The organism is Spirosoma harenae (assembly GCF_054776975.1).
This window is the reverse complement of the sequence record NZ_BAAHBD010000015.1, coordinates 50553-76897: the sequence shown is the minus strand read 5'-3', so window position 1 is coordinate 76897 and position 26345 is coordinate 50553. Positions and strand designations below refer to the sequence as shown.

25 protein-coding genes are annotated in these 26345 nt (G+C 45.0%); 16 read left to right on the top strand and 9 right to left on the bottom strand.

Annotated elements, in window-relative coordinates:
• The 3 genes from ACYVE4_RS21090 to ACYVE4_RS21080 all read left to right on the top strand — a co-directional run.
• Positions 1 to 1498, top strand: a 1498-nt coding sequence (locus ACYVE4_RS21090; protein ID WP_461042214.1) for a gliding motility-associated C-terminal domain-containing protein, incomplete at its 5' end; no start/stop codon positions are given.
• Between the two features lie 5 nt (positions 1499 to 1503).
• On the top strand, positions 1504 to 2481 hold the full coding sequence (locus ACYVE4_RS21085) for a PorP/SprF family type IX secretion system membrane protein (protein ID WP_461042213.1): 978 nt from the start codon (positions 1504 to 1506) through the stop codon (positions 2479 to 2481).
• Positions 2482 to 2662: 181 nt separating this feature from the next.
• Positions 2663 to 3199, top strand: coding sequence for a hypothetical protein (locus tag ACYVE4_RS21080; RefSeq protein ID WP_461042212.1), 537 nt, complete (start codon positions 2663 to 2665; stop codon positions 3197 to 3199).
• Between the two features lie 772 nt (positions 3200 to 3971).
• Here the strand turns inward: ACYVE4_RS21080 and ACYVE4_RS21075 are convergent.
• Positions 3972 to 4178 (bottom strand): hypothetical protein, encoded by a 207-nt coding sequence (locus ACYVE4_RS21075; RefSeq protein WP_461042211.1) that lies wholly within the window; start codon positions 4176 to 4178, stop codon positions 3972 to 3974.
• Between the two features lie 86 nt (positions 4179 to 4264).
• Positions 4265 to 5293, bottom strand: a complete 1029-nt coding sequence (hemE, locus tag ACYVE4_RS21070; RefSeq protein WP_461042209.1) for a uroporphyrinogen decarboxylase — start codon at positions 5291 to 5293, stop codon at positions 4265 to 4267.
• 81 nt (positions 5294 to 5374) lie between these two features.
• Here hemE and ACYVE4_RS21065 point away from each other — a divergent pair, with 81 nt between their 5' ends.
• Positions 5375 to 6445: a glycosyltransferase family 4 protein gene (locus tag ACYVE4_RS21065; RefSeq protein ID WP_461042208.1), complete on the top strand. Its 1071-nt coding sequence runs from the start codon at positions 5375 to 5377 to the stop codon at positions 6443 to 6445.
• A 100-nt stretch (positions 6446 to 6545) separates the two neighbouring features.
• Complete coding sequence (locus ACYVE4_RS21060; protein ID WP_461042207.1) at positions 6546 to 8378, top strand: ABC transporter ATP-binding protein; 1833 nt, start codon at positions 6546 to 6548, stop codon at positions 8376 to 8378.
• A gap of 33 nt (positions 8379 to 8411) precedes the next feature.
• Here ACYVE4_RS21060 and ACYVE4_RS21055 read toward each other — a convergent pair whose 3' ends face one another.
• Both ACYVE4_RS21055 and prfA read right to left on the bottom strand, forming a co-directional pair.
• On the bottom strand, positions 8412 to 8885 hold the full coding sequence (locus ACYVE4_RS21055; RefSeq protein ID WP_461042206.1) for a hypothetical protein: 474 nt from the start codon (positions 8883 to 8885) through the stop codon (positions 8412 to 8414).
• A 1147-nt stretch (positions 8886 to 10032) separates the two neighbouring features.
• Positions 10033 to 11106, bottom strand: a complete 1074-nt coding sequence (gene prfA, locus ACYVE4_RS21050) for a peptide chain release factor 1 (RefSeq protein ID WP_461042205.1) — start codon at positions 11104 to 11106, stop codon at positions 10033 to 10035.
• Between the two features lie 191 nt (positions 11107 to 11297).
• On the opposite strand from prfA, the gene ACYVE4_RS21045 reads away from it, so the two are divergent.
• On the top strand, positions 11298 to 11879 hold the full coding sequence (locus tag ACYVE4_RS21045) for a hypothetical protein (protein ID WP_461042204.1): 582 nt from the start codon (positions 11298 to 11300) through the stop codon (positions 11877 to 11879).
• 32 nt (positions 11880 to 11911) lie between these two features.
• Positions 11912 to 12553 carry a Uma2 family endonuclease gene (locus tag ACYVE4_RS21040; protein WP_461042203.1) on the top strand — a complete coding sequence of 214 codons (642 nt, stop codon included), beginning with the start codon at positions 11912 to 11914 and terminating at the stop codon, positions 12551 to 12553.
• Between the two features lie 122 nt (positions 12554 to 12675).
• On the opposite strand, the gene ACYVE4_RS21035 is transcribed toward ACYVE4_RS21040, so the two are convergent.
• The gene (locus ACYVE4_RS21035) at positions 12676 to 13395 is read right to left on the bottom strand and encodes a pyridoxine 5'-phosphate synthase (protein WP_461042202.1); all 720 of its coding nucleotides are present in this window, start codon (positions 13393 to 13395) and stop codon (positions 12676 to 12678) included.
• A 132-nt stretch (positions 13396 to 13527) separates the two neighbouring features.
• Here ACYVE4_RS21035 and ACYVE4_RS21030 point away from each other — a divergent pair, with 132 nt between their 5' ends.
• From ACYVE4_RS21030 to ACYVE4_RS21015, 4 genes are all read left to right on the top strand, one after another.
• On the top strand, positions 13528 to 13977 hold the full coding sequence (locus tag ACYVE4_RS21030; protein WP_461042201.1) for a GatB/YqeY domain-containing protein: 450 nt from the start codon (positions 13528 to 13530) through the stop codon (positions 13975 to 13977).
• 78 nt (positions 13978 to 14055) lie between these two features.
• Complete coding sequence (locus ACYVE4_RS21025; RefSeq protein WP_461042200.1) at positions 14056 to 14580, top strand: CvpA family protein; 525 nt, start codon at positions 14056 to 14058, stop codon at positions 14578 to 14580.
• 88 nt (positions 14581 to 14668) lie between these two features.
• Positions 14669 to 15712, top strand: a complete 1044-nt coding sequence (gene rlmN, locus ACYVE4_RS21020; protein WP_461042199.1) for a dual-specificity RNA methyltransferase RlmN — start codon at positions 14669 to 14671, stop codon at positions 15710 to 15712.
• A 130-nt stretch (positions 15713 to 15842) separates the two neighbouring features.
• Positions 15843 to 17264: an inorganic phosphate transporter gene (locus ACYVE4_RS21015; RefSeq protein ID WP_461042198.1), complete on the top strand. Its 1422-nt coding sequence runs from the start codon at positions 15843 to 15845 to the stop codon at positions 17262 to 17264.
• Positions 17265 to 17340: 76 nt separating this feature from the next.
• Here ACYVE4_RS21015 and ACYVE4_RS21010 read toward each other — a convergent pair whose 3' ends face one another.
• Positions 17341 to 17742, bottom strand: a complete 402-nt coding sequence (locus ACYVE4_RS21010) for a response regulator (protein WP_461042197.1) — start codon at positions 17740 to 17742, stop codon at positions 17341 to 17343.
• Positions 17743 to 17939: 197 nt separating this feature from the next.
• Between ACYVE4_RS21010 and ACYVE4_RS21005 the strand changes: the two genes are divergently transcribed.
• Genes ACYVE4_RS21005 through ACYVE4_RS20985 form a run of 5 tightly spaced genes read left to right on the top strand, consistent with a single transcriptional unit; the run spans position 17940 to position 22292 of the window.
• The gene (locus ACYVE4_RS21005) at positions 17940 to 18806 is read left to right on the top strand and encodes an STAS domain-containing protein (RefSeq protein ID WP_461042196.1); all 867 of its coding nucleotides are present in this window, start codon (positions 17940 to 17942) and stop codon (positions 18804 to 18806) included.
• Between the two features lie 12 nt (positions 18807 to 18818).
• Positions 18819 to 19217: an STAS domain-containing protein gene (locus ACYVE4_RS21000; RefSeq protein WP_461042195.1), complete on the top strand. Its 399-nt coding sequence runs from the start codon at positions 18819 to 18821 to the stop codon at positions 19215 to 19217.
• A complete protein-coding gene (locus ACYVE4_RS20995) occupies positions 19198 to 19611 on the top strand; it encodes an anti-sigma regulatory factor (protein ID WP_461042215.1) in 414 nt (137 codons plus the stop codon). The genes ACYVE4_RS21000 and ACYVE4_RS20995 overlap by 20 nt, the downstream gene beginning before the upstream one ends.
• Positions 19604 to 20641, top strand: a complete 1038-nt coding sequence (locus tag ACYVE4_RS20990) for a SpoIIE family protein phosphatase (RefSeq protein ID WP_461042194.1) — start codon at positions 19604 to 19606, stop codon at positions 20639 to 20641. The genes ACYVE4_RS20995 and ACYVE4_RS20990 overlap by 8 nt, the downstream gene beginning before the upstream one ends.
• Complete coding sequence (locus ACYVE4_RS20985; RefSeq protein ID WP_461042193.1) at positions 20625 to 22292, top strand: sensor histidine kinase; 1668 nt, start codon at positions 20625 to 20627, stop codon at positions 22290 to 22292. Before ACYVE4_RS20990 ends, ACYVE4_RS20985 begins: the two co-directional genes overlap by 17 nt.
• 32 nt (positions 22293 to 22324) lie before the next feature.
• Here ACYVE4_RS20985 and ACYVE4_RS20980 read toward each other — a convergent pair whose 3' ends face one another.
• The 3 genes from ACYVE4_RS20980 to ACYVE4_RS20970 form a co-directional block, all read right to left on the bottom strand.
• Positions 22325 to 23020: a 3-keto-disaccharide hydrolase gene (locus ACYVE4_RS20980; protein WP_461042192.1), complete on the bottom strand. Its 696-nt coding sequence runs from the start codon at positions 23018 to 23020 to the stop codon at positions 22325 to 22327.
• Positions 23021 to 23166: 146 nt separating this feature from the next.
• On the bottom strand, positions 23167 to 24003 hold the full coding sequence (locus ACYVE4_RS20975) for a formylglycine-generating enzyme family protein (protein ID WP_461042191.1): 837 nt from the start codon (positions 24001 to 24003) through the stop codon (positions 23167 to 23169).
• Between the two features lie 22 nt (positions 24004 to 24025).
• The gene (locus ACYVE4_RS20970; RefSeq protein ID WP_461042190.1) at positions 24026 to 26341 is read right to left on the bottom strand and encodes a DUF7133 domain-containing protein; all 2316 of its coding nucleotides are present in this window, start codon (positions 26339 to 26341) and stop codon (positions 24026 to 24028) included.
• Between the last annotated feature and the right edge of the window lie 4 nt (positions 26342 to 26345).

Here is a 26345-nt window from a genome sequence, read left to right as displayed (position 1 = left end):
CAGCACGGTATCGAACGGAGCTATCTGGAAGCATATCGATAGTCTGCACGTAGGGGCTAGTGAGCAAATTGTGTTCACGGCCCGTCTGACGGTGAAAAACCAGGCGGTGGTCAACACGGCCGAGGTGGTATACCTGGACAACAAGGATACGAACTGGTCGAACAATAGCTCGGGTGTGACGGTGACCGACACCTCGGCTCACACAGCGAGCCGAATAGGTATTGCCAAGTCGGTGCTGGGTCAGCCAGTGGCAGAAGGCGATTCGATCATCAAGGTAACCTACAAGTTCGTCGTGAGCAATCTGGGCGATGACACCTTGAAGAAGGTACAGGTTAGTGATGATCTGGCGTATGCCTTCCGACCTCATACCGTGAGTTCGGCTATGGTAACCTTGTCGGGACCAGGTTCGAGCCTGAAACTCAACAACGCTTTCACTGGCACCGGGTCGAATACGAATCTACTGGATTCCGCTAGTTATATAGCCCCTAATCAATCGCAGTCATTAAATCTATATGTAACAATACGCCGGATGGCAGGGGATTCAAGCCAGACTTTCTATAATACAGCTAGTGTTTCGGCGATTAACAGCCTGACGACTGTTTCTGACTTGTCGACCAGTGGTGGCGATGTAGATCCCGATAATGACGGCGATCCATCCAACAATAGTCAGCCTACACCAATATCGCTGAATAGCCTGTCGAGCGGTTCTTACATTGGTTTGGCAATGGCAGTAGCTGATACGGTTCGCCAATCGGATGGTAGCTATAACGTAACCTACCAACTGGTGGTGAAAGCCTACGGACCTGATCCACTGAAAAATGTGATGATCACCGATTCGCTCTCGAAGGTATTTAATGCACAAACCGGAGCATCTCTCAAGTTAGTAGGAGCCCCCACGATCACATCGACGGGCAGTGCGCTAAAGGTAAATCCGAACTTCAATGGAGACGCTGATCCTGTCATCATTCTGGGCGATAGCACCAGTCAACTGGCAACTGGCAAAGTAGATACAATTCGAATCGTGATCAACGTGATGAGTGATGGCAGTACAACGACTTTCCTAAATAGTGCGTATGCTCAGGCTACTGCGCCAACGGGTGTGGTCAGTGATGTGTCGACGAGTGGGCTGAATCCGGATCTGAATGGCAATGGAAATCCGACCGATTCGAACGAGCGCGAGACGACTCCGCTAACACTAGAGCCACTCTATAATTCGATTTTTATCCCACAAGGCTTCTCTCCTAATGGTGATGGGATTAATGACTTGTTTGTGATTCGGGGAACGGGTGGACTTACTGTTAGTCTAAAAGTATTTAATCGCTGGGGAAATATGGTCTATAAGAATGACGACTACCGCAACGATTGGGACGGCAAAGCTAACACTGGCATCCAGATCAGTTCGACCGATTCGGTGGGCGTACCTGATGGCACGTACTACTACATGGTTACCCTTAGTGATGGCCGCAAGTTTGTTCGATACATGACGATTAACCGATAATACCGATGTCAAATCAGTTTGCAAAGAAAGTTTGGGGAGCGAGTGTGGTGCTGCTGATGCTGAGCATCGGCAGCCGCCCCGTCCTGGCTCAGCAGGACAAAATGTTCTCGCAGTACATGTTCAACATGACGGCTATTAATCCCGCCTATGTCGGCAGCCGAGACGTATTGAGCATGTCAGCCCTCTACCGAAACCAGTGGACGGGTGTGGAAGGAGCCCCGCAAACGGCCACCTTCACGGCTGACATGCCCCTGAGCAATGAACGGGTGGGCGTCGGCTTACAACTTTATGGCGACAGAGCCGGGGTGATTCAGGAAGCTGGTGGGTTTGCCTCGTATGCGTTCCGTATCAAGGTTGGTGTTAAAACAACGCTGGCGTTGGGCCTTCAGGCAGGCGCTTCGAGCTATCAGGCGAATCTGGCCGAGGTAAAAACCTCCCCAGACAATCAGGTCGATCCGGCGTTTGCCAGTAACATTTCTAAGGTTCTGCCCAACTTTGGTACGGGGATCTATCTGAGCAATGATCGGGCGTACCTGGGCTTGTCGGTGCCCCGACTGATCAAGAATCGGCTGAGCGAGTACAATGTGGGGGCGTTGCGGTCGGTGCAGGCTCGTCATGCGTATCTGGCGGCTGGTTTTGTGGTGGGGCTGAGCCCAAGTGTCAAGATGAAGCCCTCGATGTTAGTGAAGTATGCGGAGGGTGCACCGTTGGGCTTTGATGGGAACATCAATTTCTGGTTTGCGGACCGGATCGCGATTGGGACTTCGATTCGTCGGAATCAGTTTTCGACCTGGTCGGATTATACCACAGATGCAATTGTGGGGATGCTGGAGGTGCAGTTGACAGATCAGTTTCGATTCGGGTATGCCTACGATCGGACAATGAACGGGCTGCGGGATGTGGCCCCGAGTTCGCACGAGATCATGATTCGGTACGAGTTTGGTTTCGGTAAAAACCGAATCCTTACCCCACGCTATTTCTAGAAAACTTGCAAGATTATCTCCTGTTTTCACTAGCTTGAATCACCTGGAAAACGAACTCACGGCTTTAACCACCTTCGACAATTTTATAGTTTAATCAGCGTACACTTTAAACAAGAATCTGATTCCATCCCAACCGGTCTACCTGTTTAGGGCAACTATTCGGACTAGACTTTTCAATGGGATGGAGTTTTTATTACCTAAAATGAATCGTTTTGATAAAAGTTGGTACTGCCAATATGTATTTTCAGTAAGCTTAAATTTTTTACGTCTAATTCCTACTTACCGGGATCGCCTTTTTGTAAACTGGAGTATTTGTTCGCTCACTTTAGTGTTTGGCGTGACACAACTTATTTTCTTCATTGGAAATATTACGGTTACCTATTTTGCAGTTCAGGACGCTCTCTTCTTGGATTGGTTCGGTATTGTTTTGTCGGCTAGCTTATTAACTACATGGCTGTGGGGGATTTGGTATTTTCTCCGACTGGTGATTATTTATTGGCTAAAAGATTGGTTACCTCTATGGATGAATGGGTCATTAATTAGCTGTATACTACTATTTATTGGAGTTTTTAGTTTATGTTGGCATAAATCAGTTTTCCTGGTAAGTGGCCAGCTGCCATTACATCAGTTCTATTTACTGCTGGCTGTCGGCTTTGGACTTGGCGTTCTACTGCCTACGCTTAACAATCAACGAATGCCTAATAAGTATTTCGCTTGATGCTTAAAGCGTACCCAATCACCTGTAATTGCTTAAGTATGTTGTCTATCTGAATCGTTGGCTAGTAAAATCAGTATGCTCTTCCGAGCGTATAATTGTTACTTCTTGCAAACTTGTCCGTCTTACTGACGCGTTTCAGCGCTGACCTATAAGAGGATGTGTTGCAGATGTAGCCCCTTGCCCGTAATGGAAGGGGCTTTTACGTTAATAGGAGTTGTTACGGATCAATCTACAGACCGATTTATACCCGTTGAGAGGTTATAGATTGATAATACCTAACACACGAACTCTATAACACAATTGGTGTACTATAAGACTTGGTTGGGTACTTTCTACAAGCTGAGAGCGTGATAGAGTAGTTTTTTAGTAAATATTGGGCCTCTATAGAGATAGTATTTTATTCTGGCCGACAGATGAACGATCTATCTCAAGTGGTGTTATTTAGTTGGCCACTTAGTGGACACATATATGGGAATAAGGGAAACGCTGTCTTTGCTAAAGTCAGCGTTTTTTGTAGCTCTGTGACTTTTTGGCACTTTCTTCAGTCTGATAGTGTAAGTGACTATATTCCCATATATGTAGTTGCCGCAAAGTCCTCATCTGTATAGGTGAGGCTTTGCCTTTTTTAGTGGGGATTTCTTGTTTAACTACTGACTGTTAGATATTTAATGGTAGCTTGCTCTGAACGATTGGTGAGTTTTCTGATAGAAATAACGGGCTTGCTCAAATCGGCATTTGGTGAAGAATGACCAGGCCAATTCCACAGAGTTGTCTATTGATTTAAGCGCCATTTATAAAATCGCAAACCTGACAAGGTATAACCGATCAGCCCGGCTGTTTCCAAGATCGCTTTTGTATAATTTGCTGCGTATTTCCCTGTTTTATAATCCTGTACCCAATCCGCTAGAGCCATACAGTAGTATGTGAAGCCCGTAAAAATTCCTAAACCAACGCCTATTATAAGCAACGACGAACGCATAAAAAGAATCAGTTTACTGACTGATTACCTGCTAAGTACCATCAACATAATTTTTTTGATAAAGTATGTAGATAGTCAGCGACCTACTAACTGGCACCGAATTCCTTGATGGCATCAACGAAACAACGCGCTTTATCGGGGCTTGTATCCGGGTATATGCCGTGGCCGAGGTTAGCAATATAATGTTGGTGTCCAAACGAACTGATCATCTGTTTGGCTTCTGCCCGAATCTGCGCAAAATCAGCGTAGAGTACGCAGGGGTCGAGGTTGCCCTGTAATACCCGATCCGGAATTAACTGCCTTGATTCCTGCGGGTCCATATTCCAGTCTATGCCGACAGCATCGCAATTCAATTGACCAATTTCCTGACGAGCGAAAAATGCTCCTTTCGCAAATACGGTTACGGGAACGTCGGTAATCTGATCACAAATTTGTTTGATGTAGGGTAACGAAAACGTTCGGTATTGTTCAGGTGAGAGAATACCTGCCCACGAATCGAAAAGCTGGACCAGATCTGCACCCGCCCGAATCTGCGCCTTTAGATAACCGATGGTGCTATCCGTAATTTGCTGGAGCAACGCATGCGCAAAATTAGGATCAGTATACAGCAGTTTCTTGGCGACCGAAAACGTTTTTGAGCCTTTGCCTTCGGTCATATAGCAGAAAATCGTAAACGGCGCTCCTGCAAAGCCAATAAGCGGCACACGTCCAGCTAGTTCTTTTTTAGTAAGTTTTATTGCATCTAGTACGTACCCCAAATCACTTTCGGCATCGGCCACACGCAATCGGCTAAGATCGTCCTGCGTACGAACGGTATCTGGAAAAATAGGCCCTTTGCTTTCAACCATCTCATACGGAAGACCCATCGCTTCGGGAATCACCAGAATATCAGAGAAGATGATAGCCGCATCCACATCGAATGCATCGACGGGTTGAATTGTTACTTCAGCAGCTAATTCAGGGGTCTTCGCCAGCGTAATAAAGCTTCCGGCCTGTTCCCGCACAACGCGATATTGAGGTAATACACGTCCGGCCTGCCGCATCATCCAAACCGGAACTCGTTCGGTCAATTCGCCCCGTGCCGTGCGGAGCAGCAAATCATTTTGTAAAGTCATGCTGCAAAGATAATCCGAACCGGGATTTTTATGATTTAAAGGATTGGCGGGATTAGTTTTGTTGAAATTTGAATTTCCCTTATGCCGACTCTCTTTATAGACGCCGAGCGATTGCGCGACCTCAACAGTGGATTGGGGCAAGTGTGTTTACATCTCGGTCAGGAATTAGTTAGGCAACGGCCCCAGGATTGGGAGTTAACGTGTCTGGTTCCTAAAGGAAAGGTGGGTATTTTTGGCGAAACGGTTGCTTACAAAGAAGCATCATGGCCTCGAAAGATCTGGATTCCCGGCCAATATGACATCTGGCACTGCCTGCATCAAGATTCTCCCTATCTACCTCGCCAGTCCAAGCTGATCCTGACGATTCACGATCTGAATTTCTTGGAACGGTCTGATTATTCTGCTGGTAAAAAAAGGCTCAAACTAGGTCGATTGCAGCGCGTTGTTAATCGAGCAACGGCGCTAACAGCAATTTCAGCTTATACGGCCTCAGTTATCAGAGAGAATCTTCGTATATCTACCGATAAACCTTTGCGTATTATTGCTAATGGCGTATCCGTAAATCCGGCCGATGCGCCCACTGAATTATCCAAAGGGTCACCTATTCAGTCGCTTGGTATGTCGCCCTATTTTCTATTCCTGGGCGTTATTCATCCTAAGAAAAACACCCACACGTTGCTGCCGTTGCTGGAAGCGTTTCCTGATTATCATCTGGTATTGGCTGGGCCTGATGGTCATTCGTATGCTCAGCATATTCGTGAGCAAGCTCAAAAGCTCGGCGTTAGTAATCGATTGTTGATACCGGGTGCCGTGGATGAAGCGACTAAATTATGGCTCTACGCACATTGTGAAGCGTTTTTGTTTCCATCGTTATCAGAAGGATTTGGTCTGCCCGTTGCCGAAGCGATGGCGTTTGGAAAGCCCGTATTTATATCACGCTTGACAAGTCTGCCTGAAATAGGCGGAAAGGAAGCCTATTATTTTGACGATTTTGAGCCTGAAAACATGGCTAAAACCATAGACGAAGGCTTGCGTGATTTTGCGCAGAATCCACTCCGTGAAGAACGATTACGTCGAAGAGGAGCTAATTTCAGTTGGTCAAATGCAGCACAGGAATATTGGTCGTTATATAACGACGTATTGAGAATGTAAATTAATGGTCTGATTAATAATAGTTTAAACCATTTTTACGAAAAAGCTTTATTCGTTTAATCCAATAATCAGCTAAATCCCGGTTATCTTTGCAGGACGAATGAAAACATATAGTCGATTACTCTCATTTGCCAAACCGCTAGGCCGCTTCCTGACGCCATTCGTCCTGACGTCGCTGATTGCCAGTGTATTTGGTGTGCTCAATTTTACACTTCTGATTCCACTGCTCAGCATCCTATTCGACAAAGTTGATAGCGAACAGATGCAGACCCTTCTGAACCAGCCTGCTCCTTCGCTGTCAACCTCGCCTGCAGATGCCTTTAGCTACTATTTCGCACAGGTGTTTCAGGAATATGGGAAACTTGGTGCGCTTCAATTTGTCTGTGTTATTATTATATTGTCTGTACTGCTGAGTAACGTATTTAAATACCTATCTATAAGACAATTAGAATCATTTAAGGCGCGAATGGTGGCTAAATTGCGCGAAACGGTTTTTAGCCGAGCGCTTCAATTACACCTTGGCTTTTTCTCGAATGAGCGAAAAGGGAATTTGATCTCGCGTATTACCACCGACGTTCAGGAAGTAGAAAATTCGATTGCTAATACTGTCTCAGCAGCCTCAAAAGAAGTGTTTCTGCTGATTGGTTATGTCATCGCGCTACTTAGTATTTCGGTTAAATTGACCTTATTTGCTCTTGTCGTTATCCCAATTTCGGGCGGCTTTATTGCTACATTAGTTCGACGAATGAAGCGCGACGCGCAGGAAGGTCAGCAACGATTAAGTAGTATGGTGAGTTTGCTGGATGAAACCTTTGGCGGAATGCGCGTTGTGAAAGGCTTTGTGGCTGAGGGTTTTATCCTTAAGAAATTTCAACGCGAAAATGAAGGCTACAGAAGAGCGGTACGTTCGTTCGCTAACCGGCGGGAACTAGCTTCGCCGTTTTCAGAAGTGATGGGCGTAGCTGTCGTCGCCGGGATTTTGTTCTACGGCGGATCGCTGGTATTGAGCGGACAATCTGACCTGACTGCCGCTCAATTTATTGCTTACATTGCCATTTTTTCCCAGGTAACGCGCCCAGCTAAAGATATTTCTAATGCGTTCAGCGGTTCACAACGCGGATTGGCATCGGGCGAGCGGGTTTTAGAACTGATCGATACACCACCTGCCATAAAGGATAAACCTGGCGCTGTACAACTTGCCGGATTCAAGGATCGGATTACCGTCCAAAACGTATCCTTTGCCTATACAGATGACACGCCCGTTCTGCGCGACATCAGCTTTGAACTACCCAAAGGAAAAACCATTGCGTTAGTCGGATCGTCGGGAGGGGGGAAGTCGACCATTGCTGATTTGATTCCCCGTTTTTACGACCCGACAGCCGGTAAAATTCTGATCGACGGTGTGAATTTGCGCGATTGTACAATGGCTTCTTTGCGGGAACAAATGGGCATTGTGACGCAGGAAAGCATTCTATTCAACGATACGATTTTCAATAACATCGCGTTTGGGAACGAAGCCACAGAAGCCGACATACTAGAAGCCGCCCGAATCGCGAATGCCCACGATTTTATTGTTGCCCAACCAGATGGTTACGAGACTATTATTGGTGATCGGGGGGGGAAATTATCAGGAGGTCAGCGACAACGCATCAGTATTGCCCGCGCTATTCTAAAAAATCCACCGATTCTGATTCTGGACGAAGCAACGTCGGCCCTGGATACAGAGTCAGAAAAACTAGTGCAGGAGGCCTTAACACGTCTGATGGCTAATCGCACAACGCTCGTAATTGCTCACCGACTTAGCACGATTCAACATGCCGATGAGATTTTGGTCGTCAATCAGGGACGCATTATTGAGCGCGGTCGTCACGATGAATTGCTAACCTTAGACGAAGGCTTTTATCGGAAACTAAGTACAATGCAGAGCGTTTAATAACGCTCTGTCTAAGGGATAGAAAGTGTATCCTTATTCCTGCCTTATAGTAAAGCTAAAAGTATATCCTTTTAGCTTATTTTGATGCTCAGATTTATGGATAGACACCTTTTTATTTACAAAACTTAGTACTTTATCTTTCCTCTTTAATATTGATTTATTTAATACTTCTGGTAAGGTTTTATTAAGAGCGGCCTTATAGAGTGAATGTGTGCACTCTATAAATTTTTGTATAGCCAAATCTTCTCCTATCTGAGAATTGACATTTAGAACTAATTTTAATTGCTTAGCTATTGAATTGTTTCCTGATACATAGTAAGCTATATTATTTGCAATTATTTCATTATTGAGTTGAATATATGGAGAAGTTGCTTGCCATTCATCATCATAGCATTTCTTATAGTTATTGGTTTCGATTCCGTTTTTGATAAGAAAATCCTTTGATATATACGGAGACCACCCTTTTTCAATATCAATTTTTGGTGGATTTCGTTCTATTAGCTCCAATTTTTTTTAATCTAAGAAAGATATTAACACGTCTTCCTTTGTTCTAACTTGTTCTAAAAGCAAGATATCCCTCCATCTTTTAAGTGAAGTCGTATTAAATTTAAAGTGTATCAATGCTCTTCTTTTTGCATACTTATAAAGTACCTTATTATTTATCGAAAACCCTATAGAGAGAAAGACGGATTCATAAATTACATATAGATGTAAAAAATATAAGAAAGGTATAAACCATATACCAAGTATTATTGGTAAGGAGAACTCTTCAAACTTATCGATGTTTACGAAGCTTTTAATGTTTTCAAAAAAATGGACTATTGAAATAGTAAAAATATAGGCCCCAACAATATAGCCTGTAATTTTAAAAATACTGTTGACATGTTTATGCTTTTCTTCTTTATCTGAAACAACTATTAATCCACCAATAAAAATGCCAAAGATTATATATACTATTTCAATAAATATATTAAATGTGTGTTGGCTAATTATGAAATCAATAATGACTGAAAATTTTAAGTTGTCTTTTATTATATCTGCGAAAGAGAATTTGTCGCCTTTATTTATATTATTGTAGAGCGTGATCGAAGCTGAAAATATTAACCAAAATAATAGATCTTTAAGTAGTGATGTGTGCCAAAAACCTAAATTTCGTAAAATAACTTTGGTATAATTGAATATATAATAGTTAATGCATAGATAGAAACTAGTTGAATTGCAAAGATTGCCTTAATTAAGCTTTTTATAGAAGCTCTAATTTCATTTATACGAAAGCAGTAGATCAGAAAAGAAACTCCGCAAATAAAATAGCCAATTTCTCTTGAGTTAAACACGCCTAACTCGCGAAAGTCAAGTGCGTCTATTATTGATTTCATAAAACAATAGTTAACCAACAATTCTACAAATAGATAGCCCTATGAAATCATAAATATTGATATGCGGATAATTAACGGTCTCTTTTGGTTAAAAATGATGTTGATTATTATGTAAGTGGCTTGTTATAATTTAGTTATTAGTCTTAGTGCAGCCTGAAAACTATGGCATAATGTCCTTTTTACAAATTGCTTTTGTTGTTTATAGCAGCCATAAAAAAAGTACAACACTTGGCAATTGGACCAAAAGTTGTACTTTTCTATAGCTACACCAGATATATTTATGCTGCTGCGCCTTCTTTCAATCGTTCGGCGTTTTCCGCGATACGGAGTTGCTCGATAAAGTCGCTGATATCACCGTCCATTACCGAAGGTAAGTTATAAACTGTCAGGCCAATGCGGTGGTCGGTTACGCGACTTTGCGGATAGTTGTAGGTCCGAATTTTGTCGGATCGGTCGCCACTGCCTACCATCGTTTTTCGTTGCGATGCAATGGCATCGTTATGTTTCTGCAATTCGATTTCGTATAGTCGCGAACGCAATACGGTTAGGGCTTTGTCAAAGTTTTTCAACTGCGAACGTTCGTCCTGACACTGCACAACCAAACCTGTTGGAATATGCGTAAGCCGAACCGCCGAATAAGTTGTGTTTACCGACTGACCACCCGCACCCGACGAACAGAACGTATCTTTCCGAATGTCGTTCATATTCAGTTCAACGTCAACTTCCTCTGCTTCAGGTAGTACCGCCACACTCGCTGCCGACGTATGAATTCGTCCCTGCGTTTCCGTAGCTGGTACGCGTTGCACCCGGTGTACACCCGATTCAAACTTAAGTTTGCCGTATACATCTTCACCTTCAACTTCGGTCACAATTTCCTTGTAGCCGCCTGAAGTTCCTTCTGTATAATCGACGAGCGACATTCGCCAGCCCATTTTCTCACAAAAGCGTTGATACATCCGGAACAGATCGCCTGCAAAAATGGCTGCTTCGTCGCCACCTGTGCCTCCGCGGATTTCGAGGATTACGTTTTTGCTGTCGTTCGGATCTTTCGGAATCAACATTTCCTTGAGTATTTCTTCCAGCGTTTCCCGACGTGGCAATAACTCGTCCAGTTCGGCTTTGGCTAATTCCCGGAAATCCTCATCCTTTTCAGTTGAGATGATTTCTCTGGCATTTTCGATTTCTTCGAGCAATTGAGTGTAAGCTTCATACTGCACCACAATCTTTTCGAGATCTTTGTATTCTTTACTCAGCTTCATAAATCGTTTCTGGTCCGAAACAACTTCGGGCTGTACGATCTGCTGAGATACTTCGTTGAAGCGTTCGCGAATGGCTTCTAACTGGTCGAGCATGGTATATGACTTTATTTGCCCTACTTACAAATGTTATAGTCAGCAGGACAAGAGGATATAGACAAATTATAAAAAAACAAAATTACGAAAATCCTGTGAGATAGGCTTTATTGGTACAAGCTGCAACCAAGCTGCGGATGAGCGTGTTTTCGTGGTAATTGACGAAACGTTCCCGCATTAAGTTCCTGTTTATGACACGTCCCTTTTTTTTATCACTACTAGTTATCAATCTCTTAACTGCCTGCAATCCTGAACGAGTGCATTATACGAATGAACTCAAAGAGGAAATGGCTGATTCAAAAATCAAACGAATCACCGATGCTGACTTAATTGATAATATTGATAAGCTAGGGGAGAAGGTAACCACGGTTGTTCAGAAAGAATTAACGACTCAACTTCAGAAAACAACGAATCCGGCAGAGCGGGCTAAACTCTGCCAACTCCAGAATCTCCCCCGAACTCAGGCTATTGCCAAGAATTATGTGCTGGATATTCGTCTGTTAGGACATGCTGATGTGCAGAATAAGGCCCTTAATCCCAAAGAGCGCGACATTCTGGCGGCTTATCTCTATAGTGCTAAACAAAAGCAATCGTCTATTTCTAACATTCAGAAAATCAGCGATACTTCGTTTGTTTACAACGCTCCCATTCCCACTGATAACTCAATCTGCGAAGCTTGTTTTGGTAAACAGGAAGTGCCGTATGCCGTTTGGCATTTAGGTTTTCAAAAACGTGAAGTTATCCGACGCATGAGTGCCTCAAAAAAGAAATAAGTATATTTACGAAAATATATATCCTCTGAATCATGGGAGCAGTTGCCCCAAAAATCCCAATGACACTTCAGGAGCGCGATGAAGCGCCCGAGATCATTCGTATTCCGGCAACCTGGGAAGACTATCTGGAATTAGCGGAAGTCGTTCCCTACAATATTGAGTATGTTGATGGTGAAATTATTTCCATGAGTCAGGCAACCGATTTGCACGAACAATTAGTAATTCAGTTAGGCGTATTATTTTACACTCTACTTGAAAACCAGCCAGATTACCGCGTATTAGGGAGCAATGTTAAAATCTGCATCAAAGAAGAGGGAGCAGAGTTTAACGCCGATCTATCCGTTATTAAAGGCCCTTCAGAGTACGTAACCTTACCAAGTGGGCGTGTCTCAACTGTCCGTATTAAAAATCCAGAAATTGTGGTTGAAGTGCTATCAAAAAGCACGAAAGCGTACGATCAATCAGATAAACTCGATCAGTATCGGTTAATCCCATCCTTGAAGCACATTTTGTTTGTGAGTCAGGAAGAGCCCTTTGTTCGGATTTATTCGCGTACAGAGCAGCCTAGCCAATGGCTTGATACAGATTATCGGTCGATTGACGATACTGTTCAGGTTGGTGATTTATCGTTACCGCTACGCTCTATTTATCGTAAAACTCCGCTTGTCATCTGAGAGCAGGGTCGGCTTGAATGATCTTACAAAGGTTTTGAGAAACCTCTCAGAGTCAGGTTCTTTAACCTGACTCCACGGATTGGATTAATCGAAAACAAAATCCAGTAAATCCAAAAATCAGCTTAATCCCGGTTCAGGCAGCGCAGATACATCTGAATCGTATTCTCCAGGCCCAAATAAAGTGCATCGCAGATAAGCGCGTGGCCGATGGAAACTTCTAGTAAACCCGGAATTTGCTCGTCGAAAAAACGGAGGTTTTCTAAACTCAAATCGTGTCCAGCGTTTAAGCCAAGACCTAATTCGTTTGCTCGTTGAGCCGCACGTACGAAAGTAGCAACGGCTGATTCCCGATTTTCGACATAGTGAGCAGCGTATGGTTCGGTGTATAACTCAATTCGGTCAGTGCCAACAGCTTTTGCGCCTTCGACCATCCGCTCGTCGGCATCCACAAAAATGGATACGCGTATGCCATCGGCCTTGAACGTATCGATTAATTCCCGAAGATGATCGGCGTATCGGATTGTATCCCAACCGGCGTTTGACGTAATCGCATCAGGGGAATCAGGAACCAGCGTTACCTGATCGGGCTTAACACGCTTCACTAATTCAATGAATCGTTCATCAGGATTACCTTCAATATTAAACTCTGTCGTAACGACTTCTCTCAAATCCAGTACGTCCTGATACCGAATATGCCGTTCATCTGGACGAGGGTGTACGGTGATGCCTTGCGCGCCAAAACGTTCACAATCGAGGGCGACTTTCACTAAATCCGGATTGTTACCACCACGGGCATTCCGAAGCGTAGCGATTTTATTGATATTGACAGATAAGCGAGTCATCTTTTCTACTAAGCGAAAGAGTGAATGAGTGAAAGAGCGGATAGCTCTGTCGGTTTTGTAACTTTGCCGAAATAGTGAAGGTTCACATTTTATAGTCGCTCTTTCACTCATTCACTCTTTCGCTCATTAATTATGTCGCTAAAACAACAAATTGACGCCGATATTAAGCAGGCCATGCTGGCTAAAGATCAGGATAAACTTCGCGCCTTACGGGCCGTAAAGTCGATGATTCTGCTCGAAGAAACCAAAGAAGGCCAACATGGCGATCTTAAACCCGAAGACGAAACCCGTATTCTGACAAAGGCTGTAAAGCAACGGAAAGATTCTGCTGACATCTATCGCCAGCAAAACCGAGCTGATTTATTAGCTGTTGAAGAAGCTGAGATTGCCGTTATCGAACAGTATTTGCCCAAGCAATTATCAGAAGATGAGCTCAAGGCAAAACTACAAGCCATTATGTCGCGAATGGGTGCGTCAGTGCCATCGGATATGGGTAAAGTAATGGGTGTAGCCACAAAAGAACTCGCCGGGCAAGCAGATGGGAAAGCGATTTCCGCGATGGTGAAGCAACTTTTGCAGTAATGAGAGATGAACGATAAGTGATGAGTAGGTTGGCGAACAAAAACTCATCGTTCATCTCTCATCACTTATCACTACCTTATGAACTCCCTCGACATATTTATGATCATTCCCCTCGCCTGGGGGGCTTTTAACGGATACCGGAAAGGTCTTCTGGTGGAGATCGTGGCGATTATTGCGTTTGTGGTGGCTATGATTGTTGGGTTTAAGTTTCTGGCGTTCGGGATTGATTTACTCAGCCCGTACATCAGTCGCGAACTGGCCCGGAAAATATTACCTATACTGGGCTTCTCAATTATTTTTTTTCCGACCGTATTGATGGTCAATCAATTAGGATTGGCGCTTCGCCGGTCGTTGAAATACACATTGCTCGGGACCTTCGATAGTGTGGCTGGAGCAATCGTCGGGCTTTTTACCTGGGTTTTTGGAATTAGTGTACTGCTTTGGTTGTTCAGCTATCTGAACGTAACAATACCTCCCCGCTACGCCGAAAATGCGGTCCTTTACCCCTACATCCGGCCCGTCGCGCCAATCGTGATGGATAAAGCCGCCGTCTGGGTGCCTAAAGGACTTGATGCCGGAAAGAAGTGGAGGGCAGAAAATTAATTTTGAATGATTGAGTGATAGAATGATTGAATAAAACCGTGCGTCAGCTATTCAATCATTCAACAATTCAGTCATTCACTCATTGAAAATGCAGGACATCCGCAAACTAAATACTCCCCAACTGAAAGACTGGCTTACGCAACATGGTGAGCAGGGCTTTCGCGCGAAACAAATCCAGGAATGGCTCTGGAAAAAATCGGCGTTATCGTTTGAGCAAATGACCAATCTGTCGTTGCCAACACGGGAATTGCTGAAAGCCCATTTCGAGATTCGTCCGCTGGCAGTCGATCAGGAGCAGCGTAGCAGCGATGGTACGATTAAATCGTCGTTTCGATTGTTCGATGGCAATCTGGTGGAAGGGGTGTTGATTCCAGCTCTACGTAACGATGATGTAGATCGCATGACGGCCTGCGTATCGAGTCAGGTTGGATGTTCGTTGACCTGCAAGTTCTGTGCGACGGGCTATATGGATCGGAAGCGGAATCTGGATGCGGCTGAAATCTACGATCAGGTGGTAGCGATTGATCGACAGGCGAAGGAAAATTACGATGTGCCACTTTCCAATATCGTTTATATGGGCATGGGCGAACCGCTGCTGAATTACAAAAATGTACTGGAATCAGTCGATCGGATTACGTCGCCGGATGGCTTGGGCATGTCGCCGAAGCGGATTACAGTTTCGACAGCAGGCATTGCTAAAATGATTCGGCAACTCGGCGATGACGCAGTGAAATTCAATTTGGCGCTGTCGTTACACGCGGCCAACGATGTAAAGCGCGATCAGATTATGCCTATCAACGAGAGCAATACGCTTCAGGCACTGGGCGATGCGTTGGGGTATTTTTATAAGAAGACCGGCACGCGCATTACATTCGAATACATTCTCTTCTACAATTTCAACGATACATTGCAGGACGCGCAGGAGCTGTGGAAATTTACCAAGCGCGTACCGGCTAAAATCAATATCATTGAATACAACCCGATTGCAGAAGCGAACTTCAAAAACACCGATCCTAAAACGCTGGATAAATTTGCTGGATTTCTGGACAGCAAAGGCGTAACGGTTAATGTTCGTCGGAGCCGGGGTAAAGATATTGATGCTGCCTGTGGCCAATTGGCTGGTAAAAAGTAACGTGGCTACTAAATTGCTTGGCGTCTGTTAACAATTTGGTAATACTGCTCTGGGTAGTTTGACGTACTTTTGTGGCAATCATTGGCTTACGGACCCACCGTATGTCTATTTATAGAAGATATTCCCTCGTATGTTTGGATTAGAAACGGATGTTTTTATCCTCCTCTTCATCAGCCTTTTTGCTGCCTGTGCCTTCGAATTTGTTAATGGTTTCCACGATACGGCCAATGCCGTTGCCACCGTTATTTATACTAATTCGCTAAAACCGACCGTCGCCGTTGTCTGGTCGGGTATCTGCAATTTCACCGGCGTTTTGTTAGGTGGTATTGGTGTGGCAATGGGTATTGTGAATCTGTTACCCGTTGAATTATTGGTCGATCAGAATGTGTATCACAGTGTGGCAATGGTCCTGGCGCTGCTATTAAGTGCTATCATCTGGAACCTCGGCACGTGGTATTTCGGGATTCCGAGTTCAAGTTCTCATACGCTGATCGGTTCTATCCTTGGTGTCGGACTGGCTTTTTCTACTCTGCCTGAAAACACGGCTGGTGCCGCTGTTAACTGGGATAAAGCTATCGAAACCGGCGAAGCGTTGTTGTTATCGCCGTTGCTGGGTTTCAGTCTGGCGATTGTGCTGATGTTTATTTTACGTCGATCTGTGCCGAACGATGTAAAAGATCAGCTTTTCAAAGAGCCTAAAAAGAATAGCGAACCGCCTACCTGGATTCGCGGTATTCTGATCGCTACCTGTTCACTGGTAAGCTTTTTTCATGGCAGCAATGACGGACAGAAAGGGGTTGGGTTAATTATGCTGATCCTGATCGGCATTGTACCGTATCATTTCGCGATTCAGGCAAATCTCGACCCACGTTTGATGCAGACGAATATTGTCGGGATCGAGCAAACCATTGCTACGTTGGATTCAAATCAACTTTCGCCGGTCAATCGGGAACGGCTCGTGCAGACACGTGGTGAATTGACTGACTTGAAAGCACTGATCAATGGGCCATTGGTTGATAACAAGATTCCAAACGAAAAACGGCTCGACGTACGAAAGGATTTATTGCTGATTACCAGCAATATGAAAAAAATTACGGCCGACGAAGGAGCCAACGTTAGTCCGAATCAGATGGCTGTGTTGAACAAAAGCCTTGGTGAAGAAAGTGGGCTTCGTCGGTTCACTGATTATGCACCTTTCTGGGTTATTCTGATGATTGCCCTTTCACTGGGTTTAGGAACTATGATCGGCTGGCGTCGGATTGTGGTGACGGTAGGAGAGAAAATTGGTAAACAACACTTGACGTATGCGCAGGGGGCATCGGCTGAACTGGTTGCGGCCACGATGATTGGCGTTGGAACCGGGCTGAAATTACCAATTAGTACGACACACGTTCTGTCGTCGGGAATTGCTGGAAGTATGGTGGCGAGTAAAGGGGTGAAAAATTTGCAGGCTTCTACAGTCCGGAATATTGCCCTGGCCTGGGTATTGACGCTACCCGTCTCGATCCTGCTTTCGTTTACACTCTATATTTTCTTCCGCTGGTTGCTGTAATGGCGCTTTGCAGAGTCGAAAAACACAGTCTTGGTCTAACAATCAGGGCTGTGTTTTTTTATGACTTTTACGGAAGCTATGACGAAAAATAACCTGCCAGACATATTTCATCAGCTAAGTCGCGCCAACCCCGAAAGTCGCTGGGCTTTTGAATAATCTGATAAACGTCCAATTCCTGCGCTTTTGTAACAATATCCAGTTTCATCGTCTGACTAAACAAAATCACTTTCATCGAACGGGTCGTCGGGTTTTCTTTTAGGCGTTGAATGATCTGTAGCCCATCCGTATCAGGCAGATAATAATCAACGATCAGCAACTTCGGCAATGAGTCAGAACGGCTAATAGCTTCCTGCAAATCGGCATTATTAGTGAAACTAACAACTTGACAGGTCAACTGCTCCATTCTGAACGCTCGTTCAACAATATCAATGACCTGAAGGTCGTCGTCAATGAGCCAGATGGTTGCATTTCGTTGCATAACGAAAAGTGAGGTAACGGTCTAAAGAAAGGGTAGAGAGAATAGGTTATGGATAGATGAATGTTTAGACAAAACTAACTCATTCGTTAGTATATACGATTTTTACTTAAATAAAGATGACCTGATTCAAATCATAATAGTGTTATTTTTATCTCATGGACTAAACAGTACATTTGTTTCTTTACCAAAACTACACAATGGCTTACAGCATAGCACAATTACTGAAGAGCAATAAAGATCAGGTATTTGAAACCTGGATACAAAAGCAATTAGAGAGTGAAAGTCTTCGGGATGACCTGATGACTGACGATGAATTGCGGGCACAGTCACAGGAGTTAGTGAATACACTGGCTAAAGTTATTACAGACGAAAATATAAGTCAGACGGAGTCAAGTGATTTCGACGAAATTTTCGAACTGCTGTCGGCCATTTCTATGTCACGGGCTCGACAAGGGTTTTCGCCCCGTGAAACAGGGTTGTATATCTTCAGTTTGAAAGAAGCTATTTTCGATTTGCTCCAGGAGAAATTGAACGATGATCCGGCTACGCTGTTTACTGAAAGCCTGAAAATTAATCGTCTAATGGATAGCTTCGGCGTTCTTACGTTCGAAACGTTCATTAAAGGACGCGAAGAAGTTATTTTCCGCCAAACCGAAGAAATTTCGGACATCTCAACCCCCGTGATTCAGGTTTGGGATGGTATTCTGGCATTGCCCATTATTGGTACACTCGATAGCGCCCGGACACAGGTAGTGATGGAAAGTCTGCTTCAGAAAATTGTGGATACAGGCAGCAACATCGCGATTCTGGATATATCAGGCGTGCCAGCCGTTGATTCGCTGGTAGCCCAGCACCTCATCAAGACTGTCAGCGCTACGCGCCTTATGGGCGCCGATTGTATTATTAGCGGTATCCGTCCAGAAATTGCCCAGACTGTTGTTCATCTCGGAATCGATTTATCGAACGTTATTACGAAAGCTACCTTGGCCAGCGCACTGAAACAGGCGTTTACTATGAACCGATTAGTTGTTAGACGTATTGACAGCGAGAAAAAAGTAAGTTAACGTAACCAGTCTATGGATAAAATACCTATTCTGCGAATGGGCCCTTTTCTGTTGGTTACCATTCAAATAGATTTATACGATCGGCTTGCCCTCAATCTGGAAACCGATTTAGTGAATATGGTCCATAAAACGGGTGCTCGTGGGGTCCTGATCGATATATCGGCCGTATCTATCGTCGATTCGTTTATGGGCCGTATTCTCGGGAATATTGCCAGCATGACCCGTGTACTGGATGCCGAAACGGTTGTGGTGGGCATGCAGCCTGCCGTTGCTATTACGCTGATTGAACTCGGCTTGTCATTGACGGGAGTACATACAGCACTCGATGTGGAGCGGGGAATGGCACTTTTACAAACAAGACTAGGACCAGATGACGATTTACAGGACGACGATGATTACGACGCTGAGTAAGGACACCATGTCTATTACCCGCGAGCAGGATGTCGTTCCATTCCGAAATCGTGTCAAAGAAATGGCAGTTAAGATCGGTATGGGGATCGTGAACCAGACGAAACTCATTACGGCCGCCAGCGAACTAGTTCGCAATATGCTTCGCTACGCTGGTACGGGTGAAGTACGTATTGAGGTTGTCAGTAGAGGACGTGACTCCGGAGTTCGGCTCACGTTCTCCGACAATGGCCCCGGTATTCCCGACATCAGTCTGGCGATGCAGGATGGCTATTCGACGGGTAGAAGTTTAGGATTAGGCTTGCCCGGCACCCGACGTTTAGTGAATGAATTCGATATTAAGAGTACCGTTGGGCAGGGAACAACAGTCACGATTTTGAAATGGAAGAATGGATAATTCCACACATGTGCGGTTTTTGGCAGCAGATCGGAGTTATCTGGCAAGTATAAAAAAAGGGATCAATCAGCTAGGCATTCAGGTTGGTTTTCAGGCGCAGCGCCTGAGTGAACTTGATTTGATTACTTCTGAAATGGCCACGAATCTGGTAAAACATGCCAGAGGGGGTGAAATTTTAGTCCGTTGTTTTCAGACGCCTGACAACGCTGGCCTTGAGCTGATTAGTATCGATAATGGACCCGGCATGGCCGATCCCGTCAAAATGATGCAGGATGGCATGTCAACAACCAGTACGCTGGGGCACGGGCTAGGTTCAATCAATCGGCTGGCCGATCAGACACAGCTTTATTCCCTAAAAGGATGGGGTACTATTCTGCTGGCCCGAATCTACAAAAAGCCGTTAATCTCTTCGTCAACGATGAGAACCGGTTTCGATTATCGGTCGGTTCTGGTTGCCAAACCGGGCGAGGCTGTATGCGGTGATGGTTGTTATGTGAAACTGGCTGGCTCACAAATTAAACTGTTTCTCGGTGATGGGTTAGGCCATGGGCCAGAAGCACACCAGGCCGTTCAGGCAGCTATCAACGCGTTTCGGTATTGTCCTGACCAGCAGCCTGCCGATATTATTCGGCACATCCATCAATCTGTGAAAAAGACACGCGGTCTGGTTGGTTCGGTTGTTGTGTATGATAATCAGAACAAACAGTGGAATTGGTGTGGTGTGGGCAATATCTCGACGCGAATAAGCAGTGCTATAACCAATAAAAATTTTCTGTCGTACAACGGTATTATCGGTATGAATCTACCGGCTACCATGAACAATCATATATTGCCTCTGGAACGAGGTCAACTGCTAATCATGTGTTCGGATGGTGTACAGTCCCGCTGGGATATAACCCGCTATACGTCCATTCAGCGGTACGACTTATCGATTCTGGCGGCTGCCATCTATAAAGACTATTCCCGACATACAGACGATACATCGGTGTTTGTCGGGCGAGTTCTGGGAGACTATGGAGGAATTAGTTAGAATAGCGCTCGACAACGAGATGGATTTGATCGTGGCTCATAAGCGAGCCATGAAATTAGCCGAAATGGCTGGCTTATCGCTCGCTTCTCAGACTACGTTTGCGACCGCTGTATCGGAGGTGGCTCGTTATGCAATGGAACAGGGATCAAGTCCCACACTCGCGTTTGGTGCTGACCGTTCACTACGTAATCAGGTGCTGATTGCTGTTGTAGAAGATAAGAATCTGCTGATTACCAACCCACTGCACCAAGGATTGATTTATGCCCAACGGCTGGTGGAAAAACTGGATATAACGAACGACGGAACTACCAATCGAATCACTCTTTATTTTCTTTTACCTAGTTCCCGCAGAATAAGTACCGAACGATTTGAAAGCTGGCGAACTCAGTTCAAAACCGATCAACCGCTTTCGTCTTACGATGAAATCAAGCAGAAAAATGAGCAGTTAAAGGAACTGGCTATTCGTTTACAAGACAGTGAACAACACTATAAACGAGTAACCAATTCGTTACCCCTCATGATTTTTACGGCGAATCAGACGGGGCAACTGCTATATGCCAATGACTGGACTACCGAATTCACGGGTTCGTCCATACAAACGCTGAATCAAACGAAGTGGGCGAAAGTCGTACATCCTGAAGATCAGGCGATTTTCTGGCAGAAATGGACCGAACAGTCTGCTCATGGATTTGCGTTTCAATACGAGTGCCGTTTAAAAGAAGAATCGTCGCAAACGTTTTTCTGGCATTTGATTTCGGCCCAGCCCGTAAAAAGTGAACCGGAAAAAATAACGCTCTGGACGGGTTTTGCTGTCAATATCGATGCGCAGAAAATTGTTGGCAAGACGTTGCGGGAAAACGAAGAACTGGCGCAGGCAAAAGCCCGATTAGAACAATCGCAGCAGGAACTCGAAGCAACTGTCAATGAACTAAATGAAAGCAATAATAAGCTAAGCCAGTTTGCTTACATCGCCAGCCATGATCTGCAGGAACCGCTACGAAAAATTCAGCAGTTTGGCGATTTGCTTAAGACGCGGAATCCCAATTTGCCGGATCAGGATGTAACGTATCTGGAACGAATGCTGGCCGCTGCCAGCCGGATGTCGGTTCTGATCAAAGACCTACTTATGTTTTCACGCTTATCTACTCGCCGACAAGCGTCTGTATCCGTATCACTGAATGAGGTGCTTATAGGGGCTCTGGAAAATCTATCAATAGCGATTGATGAAACAAGTGCGCAGATTCGAGCCGAAACTTTACCCGTTGTTCATGGCGATCCATCGCAACTGGGTCAGCTATTTCAAAATTTACTCAGTAATTCCCTGAAGTTTCGGGAAATCGAGATTCCGCCAGTTATTGCCATTACATCAGAGCGGATATCTGCCTTAGGTTTACCATCTTCTCTTCGATTTCAAAATACCACGCGGGACTATTACCGAATTGATGTAGCCGACAATGGAATTGGGTTTGACGAAAAATACCTGGATCGCATTTTTCAGGTCTTTCAGCGACTGCATACTAAACGGGAATATACCGGAACTGGCGTCGGATTGGCTATTTGCGAAAAGGTAGTAATCAATCATGGTGGTACGATTACAGCCAGTAGCCAACCCGGCCAGGGAGCCACGTTCAGCATCTATCTACCTGCATAGCTACGTTGGTAGTTTGTACGTAATCCGCTGACTTACAATTCTTTTATGGCAATATTTCGAAAGCGATGGGATGCGTCGGGTTTCCATGAACCAGACATCTCGAAGGCTTCGGCGGCTTTGGAATAAACCGCCGACCAATGCGCCTGCAAACCAATCATCCCCGACGTGGCTCCCGCGATAAAATCATTGACAGGTTCCGTTACATCCCACATAAGTTGATCATTGACCCACAAGCGGATACGTGGAATATCGCCCTCCATACGAATGCGAAACGCGTTCCAGTCTCCCGCTTTCCAGATGTTGGCAATGTTGGTTGCTTTCGCACCTTTACTCACGTTCATGCGCTCGCCAAGTAAATCACCGAGTCCGCCGGGAGCAGCTAGTTCGACCTGATAAGCCATACCGCTTTCGGTGGAACGCAGGAAAATACCGCCATTGCAGAATGAGTCAATTTTAGCTTCGAGATAGAGTTCGAAATTGCCGTATTTCTTATCAGTTAGTAGAATTCCTCCCTGTCCGTAAGGTCGCTGTTTCAACGTAATGACGCCCTTCTCTACGTAAAAATTTCCCGTCGTTCCCTGATGCGAGGTACGACTCTTGTGCCAGCCTTTCAGGTCTTTCCCATTGAAAATGGGTGTAAAACCTGCCGGAATCTTTCCAATTTGTGCATTGGCTAGATTAGCAAGTGAGACTAGTAAAAGGAAAATTCGTAGTGACTGAAGGTGCATTTTTTGAGTAATTGGAGATAGATGTTTTTGTCATTCTGAGGTACGAAGAATATTAAGATATCCTCACCTAAGAGTATAGATGCTTTAATATTCTTCGTACCTCAGAATGACAAAAAACTTTCGAATGAAAACAAACCCAGTACAAATTACTTCACTTCCATAACAACCCGAAAACCAACATCCCAACCGTTGCCTGGCCCAGCGGAATGGTTCATATATGTAGCGTTTTTGACATCACCGACAAACGAAGCACCTTTCAATACGTGCTGACTGCCAGAGCGGGGAGGAGTAGGATCGGCGAAAAGTTTCTCGTTGTAATAATCCTGTACCCACTCCCAAACATTGCCTAACGTATCGTAAAGTCCCCAGGCATTCGGCGTTTTCTGGCCAACTTTGGCAGTCGTAGTCGAACCCATCTGTGCCGACGCCCAAATCGCTTTCCAGGAAATATCGTCGTCGGCACCAGCGCGGGCAGCATATTCCCATTCAAATTCGGTTGGTAAACGATAATGATGAGTTTTATCCATCGCATTCAGTTTAGCCAGAAATTTTTGCGTATCCTCCCAGGTAACCTGTTCTACCGGATGCTGGTCAGCTTCGTCTTTTACGTTATCGCCCTGAAATGCAGATGGATTACTGCCCATAATCTGCTTCCACTGGGCTTGCGTTACCTCAAATTTGCCGATATAATAAGGTCTGGTAATCTTAACTGTAAATCCCTCTTTAGCATCCTGCTTGACCATTTTTTCGGCAAGCTCATAGTCTTTTGATGTCCACTGCAAACCTCCTTTTTTAGACGCTGTATTGGTTTCAGGCGGTTTAGGATAGGGCGGCTGAAAACGACCTACAACCATACTGCCCGGTTGGATAAGTACAAACTCCATCCCAATTGAATTGGTATAAGTAGACGTTTGCGCATGAACGCATAACGCGCTGATAGCGAACAGAAAACTTAAAAAATGTTTGCCAAATAGATTATACATAGCAAATCAGGATTGTAATGCATCAACGAGGTTTATTCCAGTTTGTCCGTTCCGCGCGGCCCAGCTTGAAAATTTCCAGTTCCTGTTGCGTCATACCACCGGCAATTACCGGCGTATTCGCTCGAACGTCAGCCACTTCCTTTGGGGTAACAACCGAAGACTTATTCCCTAATTCGCTGCTGTTTCGTACATAACTCAACACGGAAGCAATCCATTTGTCGTCATTACTACCCATCGAAGGCATCATATCGGTATACGTTTTGCCATCGACAGGCCCACGCATACCATTCAGTAACAACTGAATAACTAGCGTTTTATCTCCCCGGACGCGAGGAGAACCGACCAGAGGTGGGGCTGGCATACTGGAACTACCAGCAACTTTGATTCCTTTGCCATCCGGTCCGTGACAAGTAGCACACAACTGCTTAAAAATCGTAGCTCCATTCGTGACCAGCGCACGATCAGCCGGACTTAGGTTTCGCGTACGTTCGCGCTCGGCCTCCAGCATTTTCTGCGATTCGGTAAACGTCGTATACGAAAACTGCATCAATTCATTTTTCGGATTATTCGCCAACAGCGTTTTTACCAATTCAACCGTTTTAGGTGTTTTATGACTCCGAAGCGATAACGCCAATTGAATCCGTACATCGGGACTTGGATCATCCATAAGGTTAGTTAATTTCTGGATTACCTCAGCGTCGTTCTTCTCCAAATAACCTTCACTAATCCAAACAGCCGCCTTACGAACTTGCGTATCTGAATCTGAGAAGGCTTTGAAGAGTGTCGGTTTGTCGATAGCATCTAATCCTTCCAGCGTCCATAATGCATGGATACGTGCCAATGGACTGGGCGTTTTTGCCAACGGCCCTTTTTCACCCGTAGCAATTTGTTTTAACGCAGGTACAACTGATTTATCATTGCGGACAATTAATAATTGCTGAGCATTATCCCGCCACCAGCCGTTTGGATGATCTAGGTATGTAACGAGCTGGTTACTCAACTCATTAAGCATATTGGGCTTCTTATTGTCGCGCTTGAAATCGTCGTGGACGATGCGATAAATACGGCCCATGCCCCGATTTTTATACAGTCCTTTTTCCTTAATAACCTTGCCCAAATACGAATCAGGTTTGGTCCATTCACTTTCCTGAATAATGCCGTGGTACATATCGACGATGTAAAAACAACCATCGGGACCTGTATACGTATTGATAGGTCGGAAATTCATATCGGCCGATGCCAGCCAATCTTTCTCTTTATAGGCGTCTTCGATGTAAATTTTCCCGTCGCGATTAATGACTTTACCGCGCTTAATAACTCGCCCGACGGGTTCGGGAATAAAATAATCGCCCTGCATATCAGCTGGTAAACGGTCTCCCCGGAAGATCGACTGGCCACAACCGGCGGTGTATTTATTCAGCGTATTATCTTCCTTGCGCAACGCTTCCCGACCCCCTTGTGCATCAACATTCCCGATAATCGGCCAGGGCTTGGTGAAATCCTCAGAATATTGATCGGCAAAGTTTAGGGCGCCGTAGGCCGGATTTTGCTGAATCTGTACGGCAGGCAATCCTGGCCCAGCTTCGGAGTAGAATAATCGGCCGTAATTGTCGGTCGTCATTCCCCATTGACCAATCATGTTATCGATCAGCGTATCGGCAATTAGCTTTCCGGCTTTGTACTTGTAGCGAAGGTTGTCGCGGCTTGGGTAAATCCAGTTGTCGATGTTCCAGAGGAAACCGCCGTTTTGATGCTCCAGATTACGAGAATCCATCACATCGTTTTTAAAGACGATTTTCTTTTCATCGGCTTTTCCATCGCCGTTCGTGTCCCGATAACTCCAGATGTGTTGAATATTGGTGATACCTACCAATAATTGATCGTCAACGGGCAGAATGGTACGTGGCAAAACAAGGCTGTCGATAAAAATGGTCGATTTGTCCATTTTACCATCGCCATTTGTATCCTCCAGAAGTTTTATACGGCTCGTTGGCGCGTATTCGCCTGTGGCGTTGGCATCTTTCATGTACGTATTCATTTCGGCTACGTACATGCGCCCGTTGCCGTCCCAGGCAATCGCAACGGGTTCCTGAATCATCGGCTCACTGGCAACCAACTCAACATGATAGCCCGGCGGCAGTTGTATCTTCTTAATACTAGCCTCTGGAGATAGCGGCTCTATGGGCGGATTTGTATCCTGAACAACGCGGGCGAAATCGGCCCCGGTGCTATTTTTAAGCGACTTATTACAACTGGCGGCAGATAAGGCAATTGCCAGAAAACAGATTGGTAAAAAACTGCTTTTAAGCTTCGCTGCTGTGTTTAAACGGGCATTCATGGTA

Excerpts from the sequence above, each read along its gene's own strand:
- ACYVE4_RS21085 (WP_461042213.1), top strand. The coding sequence starts at position 1,504 with ATGTCAAATCAGTTTGCAAAGAAAGTTTGGGGAGCGAGTGTGGTGCTG.
- ACYVE4_RS21080 (WP_461042212.1), top strand. The coding sequence starts at position 2,663 with ATGGAGTTTTTATTACCTAAAATGAATCGTTTTGATAAAAGTTGGTAC.
- ACYVE4_RS21075 (WP_461042211.1), bottom strand. The coding sequence starts at position 4,178 with ATGCGTTCGTCGTTGCTTATAATAGGCGTTGGTTTAGGAATTTTTACG.
- hemE (WP_461042209.1), bottom strand. The coding sequence starts at position 5,293 with ATGACTTTACAAAATGATTTGCTGCTCCGCACGGCACGGGGCGAATTG.
- ACYVE4_RS21065 (WP_461042208.1), top strand. The coding sequence starts at position 5,375 with ATGCCGACTCTCTTTATAGACGCCGAGCGATTGCGCGACCTCAACAGT.
- ACYVE4_RS21060 (WP_461042207.1), top strand. The coding sequence starts at position 6,546 with ATGAAAACATATAGTCGATTACTCTCATTTGCCAAACCGCTAGGCCGC.
- prfA (WP_461042205.1), bottom strand. The coding sequence starts at position 11,106 with ATGCTCGACCAGTTAGAAGCCATTCGCGAACGCTTCAACGAAGTATCT.
- ACYVE4_RS21045 (WP_461042204.1), top strand. The coding sequence starts at position 11,298 with ATGACACGTCCCTTTTTTTTATCACTACTAGTTATCAATCTCTTAACT.
- ACYVE4_RS21040 (WP_461042203.1), top strand. The coding sequence starts at position 11,912 with ATGGGAGCAGTTGCCCCAAAAATCCCAATGACACTTCAGGAGCGCGAT.
- ACYVE4_RS21035 (WP_461042202.1), bottom strand. The coding sequence starts at position 13,395 with ATGACTCGCTTATCTGTCAATATCAATAAAATCGCTACGCTTCGGAAT.
- ACYVE4_RS21030 (WP_461042201.1), top strand. The coding sequence starts at position 13,528 with ATGTCGCTAAAACAACAAATTGACGCCGATATTAAGCAGGCCATGCTG.
- ACYVE4_RS21025 (WP_461042200.1), top strand. The coding sequence starts at position 14,056 with ATGAACTCCCTCGACATATTTATGATCATTCCCCTCGCCTGGGGGGCT.
- rlmN (WP_461042199.1), top strand. The coding sequence starts at position 14,669 with ATGCAGGACATCCGCAAACTAAATACTCCCCAACTGAAAGACTGGCTT.
- ACYVE4_RS21015 (WP_461042198.1), top strand. The coding sequence starts at position 15,843 with ATGTTTGGATTAGAAACGGATGTTTTTATCCTCCTCTTCATCAGCCTT.
- ACYVE4_RS21010 (WP_461042197.1), bottom strand. The coding sequence starts at position 17,742 with ATGCAACGAAATGCAACCATCTGGCTCATTGACGACGACCTTCAGGTC.
- ACYVE4_RS21005 (WP_461042196.1), top strand. The coding sequence starts at position 17,940 with ATGGCTTACAGCATAGCACAATTACTGAAGAGCAATAAAGATCAGGTA.
- ACYVE4_RS21000 (WP_461042195.1), top strand. The coding sequence starts at position 18,819 with ATGGATAAAATACCTATTCTGCGAATGGGCCCTTTTCTGTTGGTTACC.
- ACYVE4_RS20995 (WP_461042215.1), top strand. The coding sequence starts at position 19,198 with ATGATTACGACGCTGAGTAAGGACACCATGTCTATTACCCGCGAGCAG.
- ACYVE4_RS20990 (WP_461042194.1), top strand. The coding sequence starts at position 19,604 with ATGGATAATTCCACACATGTGCGGTTTTTGGCAGCAGATCGGAGTTAT.
- ACYVE4_RS20985 (WP_461042193.1), top strand. The coding sequence starts at position 20,625 with ATGGAGGAATTAGTTAGAATAGCGCTCGACAACGAGATGGATTTGATC.
- ACYVE4_RS20980 (WP_461042192.1), bottom strand. The coding sequence starts at position 23,020 with ATGCACCTTCAGTCACTACGAATTTTCCTTTTACTAGTCTCACTTGCT.
- ACYVE4_RS20975 (WP_461042191.1), bottom strand. The coding sequence starts at position 24,003 with ATGTATAATCTATTTGGCAAACATTTTTTAAGTTTTCTGTTCGCTATC.
- ACYVE4_RS20970 (WP_461042190.1), bottom strand. The coding sequence starts at position 26,341 with ATGAATGCCCGTTTAAACACAGCAGCGAAGCTTAAAAGCAGTTTTTTA.